This window comes from Companilactobacillus futsaii JCM 17355, assembly GCF_001435505.1.
In the GTDB taxonomy this organism is placed as follows: Bacteria; Bacillota; Bacilli; order Lactobacillales; family Lactobacillaceae; genus Companilactobacillus; species Companilactobacillus futsaii.
In genome coordinates this window covers 1-4,516 of the sequence record NZ_AZDO01000072.1, presented here as the reverse complement: position 1 = coordinate 4,516, position 4,516 = coordinate 1, and the positions used below count along the sequence as shown (strand labels likewise).

The window sequence follows — 4,516 nt, the reverse complement described above, 5'->3', positions numbered from 1 at the left end:
CACCGCCTTATTTAAAATGGTAAATCGTCATCTGAAATATCTATTGGTTTGCTGTTATTAGCAAATGGATCACCACTCCTTGAATTTGCTACATCACTTTTTGCATTTGCTGCATCGTTTCTACTTTTTTTCGGCGGTTGATGGCTGTAGTCATTGGTACTACTGGAATTTTGCTGTTGATTGTTTGCATCGCTTCTACTTTCCAAAAGTGAGAAATTTTCAACAACTACTTCAGTGACATACACACGCTGGTCTTGTTGATTCTCGTAGTTACGTGTTTGAACTCGTCCATCGATTCCTACAAGGGAACCTTTATGAGTGAAATTAGTGAAATTCTCGGCAGCTTTCCTCCAAATGACACAATTTATAAAATCGGCTTCACGTTCACCTTGAGAATTAGTAAATTGTCTGTTTACAGCCAGATTGAATTGAGAAACTGCATTACCACTAGTGGTGTATCTAAGTTCTGAATCACGTGTCAAACGTCCTACTAAAACTACTCGATTAATCATCTATGCAACCTCTTTGCCTTTTTGGCTAATTTTTCATAATCTCTTCTGCTTATAAATTTATAATCCATATTTCCAACTTTGCGCATTTGTTTCTTGAAATCTCTAAAATCATCTTCAGATATCTCAGTATTCAAATCTCCAAAATTAACAGATCCTAAAAGATGTGGGTAATGCTCTTGTAACCAGTTTTGACACACAATTAATTTCATCTTTGTCCTCCAATAACTACAGTTCTAATATCTAATTTTTCAATCATAGGAACAATGTCATGCTTCTTAAGTAGTCTGTATAGACCCACTCGGCCTTTTTGTGTCCATTTGGTTGTAATTCTAGGCGTACCGTCAACAATCCGAGTAGCTGAACTTGTCCAACCACGGTTATGATATTTTGAATATAAGAACCATTGGCCACCAAGCTTATATTGAACTTTCAACTTATGAAGCACCTTGTTAAATTCCTTCGCACTCATTCCGTAATCTTTAGCAATAGCGGTTGTGACCATCAATGACTTATTAGCAATTAACTGATCATAATAACTAGCCTTGGGCTTCATAGTATCAACTTGCTCTTGAAGATCAGCGGCTAAAAGTAGAGCTCCTCTGTAATCATCAGGTACTTGATAGCCACCAACATTTTTGGTGGAATATCCTTGTTTCAACTCATTTTCCATATTGTTAAAGGCTTCGATATATTGCGTTTTGAATTTCAATGCTTTCTTACCTGTGAACCCCATTGCAAGTAATGTGAAACCGTCTCGATTCATGTAAAACGCTCTTCGTTTTCTACCGTATGTATCAGGCAAATCTGTTATTGAAAACATCTGCGCAAAATTGCGCACATCTTTTTCTAAATCATCAATTGCTCTTAATATGTCTCGATGGTTTTTATTAAATGTCTCTGCTACTTGTAAACTGCTAGTTACTGCTTGCTGATCTTTCATAATTACTAAATCGTTCATTTCGTCCACTCCTCAATCAGAATTTCAGTACGTGGGTGCTCGTCGTAATTCTTTTCAGTGTCGTGTTTCCAAATTTGCCCATCATCGAACCAAGCCTTTGCTAAGCCATCAAAAATAGCTTTTTCATAGTTGTCCAAGTCGGGCTTCACAGTCGGCTTTACCTCATGATTAGCACGCCTCTTATGCTCTGCTTTGGATAATCCTTTTTGGATTCTTCTGTAAAATCGAATATGTGCAACCAGAGGAACACCTTTTTTGAAAAGCTGTTTGTTATGATACTTATCCCAGTACAGCGTTTTGATTCCGTTTTTGTAAATCCGATATTTTTTGTCTGTATATCCCCGCTTCTTGCCACCTAGTGAGCTAAAACGAGGACGTGAGGCGGGTACTGGTTCACCGTCAATCACTAATTTCAGTTGATTAGTCAAGTTGCACGTCCAAAATATGTGGATTAGCATCAACAAGCTTTTTATCAATACGTCTTTGAATATGATTAATCAACGAAGCAGCTAAAATGATATCGTTATTAAGTTCTACATTGCCTTGATAAATTGAGCATTCATCGTCTAAGGCTGTTAGATTCTCAAGAGTGCCATATAATTGGCTATAAGCTGATTCAGCAACATCACTGGCAACAATCAACGTTTGATTCAAGTTATCGATGCTGTCACGTGAATAGCTTCGACTTGTAGGAAGTAGAAGCATTTTTAGTTCCGGTGTTAATTCCATATTTTTTTGTTTTAGCATTTTAATTTCTCCTAATTATTTCTCATGTCGCCACCGCTAAATTTAATTGTGTTAGCGGCTTTTTTTGTCATTAAGCGACTAATAATTTTGGGATCGTAAAGCTGTTGTAGCTCACGCCCTGTATTGTTTGTGGTGATGATATTTGTTTTATTTTTTCGATAATCTGCAAAGCGAAATAAGATTCGTTGAGCATAGTTAGTTGCTTCATTCATTTCGGATCTTAACGATGATTCGCTGCCCAAATCGTCAATGACAAGCACGTCACAGTTCTTAACACACTCTTCAACCTTGTAGTTGTCTTGTTGTAAGAACTTATCTTCAAACGCCATTTGTGAGTTATTAACGAACATCGCAAAACTCAAGAAGTAGCATGATAATGTGGTATCTTGGCTATTCAAACCGTTCAAAATACTAACAGCCAACATAGATTTACCAAGTCCTGGCTCACCAGTAAAAAGAAAGTTACCTGTTTCACCGACATAGATCCTATTAGCAATATTCTTAGCCTGTTTAAGCTCACTTGCTTGATTAGGTGTATCAGTCCTAAAATCTGCAAAATTGTATTGTAGGTCGCTGAAATCACTCACTAAAGAGCTTCTAAATATTCCCTCACGCTTAACTTGAATATTTTTTTTAGTGAATTCGATAGATCGTTGCTGTTCTCGTTTATCACGCTCAGAAATAACTTTTTTGAAGTCAATTCCTGAATAGTCAACACCGTGTTTTAAGGCTATTTCACGGGAAACTTTATCCAATCCAAACATTGATTCCATAGCTACCCCCTAGTACGGCAAGTCATAGAGTGGTTTTCTACCACCCTTGTTGCCATTAAAATTATTTGGTGCGTCTGCTTTATCTATCAACTTGCCAAACTGCTTTCTAAGTTTTGAAGCAGATAAGATATTGTTCTGCCAAAAACTGTCTTGTTGACACCATTCAATAATTCGTTTGATATCGTCGTAAGAACGTGCATCACGTTCGTGCATTAGTCTGATGTCATTAGCCCATTTCTGTGTATCAGGTGGGTTCTTGGAATCAGTCGGATAGATGCTAGAGTTACGTTCACGTATCTTAGTTAGCAAGTAATTGGCTAGTTTCAAATTAATATCGTCCGGGTCGTAAACACGCTTTGCGGGTTTCGAGTCGTGACTATCTTTATTACTTTTATTTACTTTACTTTTATTTACTTTACTTTTATTTACTTTACTTTCCTTGCTATCCGTATGAAGTGGCATTGCTTTAGTATTGCTATTTTGATCTGATGGCTTTGCCATAGAATTGCTATCGTTTTCACGTGGATCTTTATTAGCCCATCGCTTTTGCGCACCCTTTTTGCCAGCCTCAGATCGTCGTTTACTTTTTTCGTCCTTAAAGGCCATTCTTTTGTTGAATCCTTCAGAGTAGAAGTACTTACCATCATCGGTAAAGACAAATAACCCAAAATCTTCAACAACCGCTTTTATAATCGAAGCGTCAACACGAAGGTCAAAGGCTATTGCGTTATAATCTTTGACACTCTTGTAGTCATCTTCATCACGAAGCCGTTCAAGAAGCATAAAATAAATTCCGTAACCTTCAGCACCATATTTCATACGAACTTGTAACATTTTGCTAGAATTTCTGGCATTACTGTCATGGGAGAAGTAATTATTCATGTTCATCCTTCCATTTCAAATATTCAGCAACTGTTTTATCACGCTTTTGTCTATTACAATGACGACACGCCGTTACTAAATTATCTAGTGTACTTTCGCCGCCCCTTGAAACGGGAGTCATATGATCAACTTCTAAAATTCCACCTGTTTGGTCACAGTAGAAACAGGTATAATGATCACGTTCAAGCACCTGATGACTCAGTCTTTTCCAAGAATCAATATCAATATCTGACAATCTATTCTTAATATACTTTTCGTAATACTCCGACCATTCGGCTTCAATATCATTTACGTAATTAATTCGTTGCCGTGCAGCAAAACGAACAAACGATTTATAATACGGTTTAGAAATGCTTTTTATTCTCTCATTCGAATTAATGTCCTTTTTAACATCAACCGTTAGAGCATGTTCATACCAATCTTTTGGAATATCAGCCATTTCTACCTCCCCTTTTCTATTCTATTAAGTCATCCATGCTGACAATCTTTCCTAGTTTTGCGGTTGACTTACAATAATCACATTTACCACATCTTGCTGGCTCAACACGTCCAGCTTTAACATCTTCAATATGGTTCTGGAACTTATCGATCTGCATTGCCGCCTCTTCTAATCGATAATCAGGAATTGAAATAACCATTTTATC

The 4,516-nt window shown here is 37.0% G+C and carries 9 protein-coding genes; all 9 read right to left on the bottom strand.

Annotated elements, in window-relative coordinates:
* Positions 1 to 11 precede the first annotated feature (11 nt).
* On the bottom strand, positions 12 to 512 hold the full coding sequence (gene ssb / locus FC88_RS05940; RefSeq protein WP_057813753.1) for a single-stranded DNA-binding protein: 501 nt from the start codon (positions 510 to 512) through the stop codon (positions 12 to 14).
* Entirely contained in the window at positions 509 to 721 is a 213-nt protein-coding gene (locus FC88_RS05935) for a hypothetical protein (protein ID WP_057813751.1), read from the bottom strand. Before FC88_RS05935 ends, ssb begins: the two co-directional genes overlap by 4 nt.
* The gene (locus FC88_RS12620) at positions 718 to 1,470 is read right to left on the bottom strand and encodes a Rha family transcriptional regulator (protein WP_083484576.1); all 753 of its coding nucleotides are present in this window, start codon (positions 1,468 to 1,470) and stop codon (positions 718 to 720) included. Before FC88_RS12620 ends, FC88_RS05935 begins: the two co-directional genes overlap by 4 nt.
* Positions 1,467 to 1,898 (bottom strand): RusA family crossover junction endodeoxyribonuclease, encoded by a 432-nt coding sequence (locus FC88_RS05925; protein WP_057813749.1) that lies wholly within the window; start codon positions 1,896 to 1,898, stop codon positions 1,467 to 1,469. The genes FC88_RS12620 and FC88_RS05925 overlap by 4 nt, the downstream gene beginning before the upstream one ends.
* Complete coding sequence (locus FC88_RS05920) at positions 1,891 to 2,217, bottom strand: hypothetical protein (protein WP_057813747.1); 327 nt, start codon at positions 2,215 to 2,217, stop codon at positions 1,891 to 1,893. Before FC88_RS05920 ends, FC88_RS05925 begins: the two co-directional genes overlap by 8 nt.
* 11 nt (positions 2,218 to 2,228) lie before the next feature.
* On the bottom strand, positions 2,229 to 2,990 hold the full coding sequence (locus tag FC88_RS05915) for an AAA family ATPase (protein WP_057813746.1): 762 nt from the start codon (positions 2,988 to 2,990) through the stop codon (positions 2,229 to 2,231).
* Positions 2,991 to 2,999: 9 nt separating this feature from the next.
* Positions 3,000 to 3,872, bottom strand: a complete 873-nt coding sequence (locus FC88_RS13100; protein WP_057813744.1) for a Lin1244/Lin1753 domain-containing protein — start codon at positions 3,870 to 3,872, stop codon at positions 3,000 to 3,002.
* A complete protein-coding gene (locus FC88_RS05905; RefSeq protein ID WP_057813742.1) occupies positions 3,865 to 4,311 on the bottom strand; it encodes an HNH endonuclease in 447 nt (148 codons plus the stop codon). The genes FC88_RS13100 and FC88_RS05905 overlap by 8 nt, the downstream gene beginning before the upstream one ends.
* A gap of 16 nt (positions 4,312 to 4,327) precedes the next feature.
* On the bottom strand, positions 4,328 to 4,516 hold a 189-nt coding region (locus FC88_RS05900), incomplete at its 5' end, for a PD-(D/E)XK nuclease-like domain-containing protein (RefSeq protein WP_200951536.1).

Bases quoted from the DNA above. Each gene is read 5' to 3' on its own strand.
- FC88_RS13100 (WP_057813744.1), bottom strand. From the start codon at position 3,872: ATGAATAATTACTTCTCCCATGACAGTAATGCCAGAAATTCTAGCAAA.
- FC88_RS05905 (WP_057813742.1), bottom strand. From the start codon at position 4,311: ATGGCTGATATTCCAAAAGATTGGTATGAACATGCTCTAACGGTTGAT.
- FC88_RS05915 (WP_057813746.1), bottom strand. From the start codon at position 2,990: ATGGAATCAATGTTTGGATTGGATAAAGTTTCCCGTGAAATAGCCTTA.
- ssb (WP_057813753.1), bottom strand. From the start codon at position 512: ATGATTAATCGAGTAGTTTTAGTAGGACGTTTGACACGTGATTCAGAA.
- FC88_RS05920 (WP_057813747.1), bottom strand. From the start codon at position 2,217: ATGCTAAAACAAAAAAATATGGAATTAACACCGGAACTAAAAATGCTT.
- FC88_RS05935 (WP_057813751.1), bottom strand. From the start codon at position 721: ATGAAATTAATTGTGTGTCAAAACTGGTTACAAGAGCATTACCCACAT.
- FC88_RS12620 (WP_083484576.1), bottom strand. From the start codon at position 1,470: ATGAACGATTTAGTAATTATGAAAGATCAGCAAGCAGTAACTAGCAGT.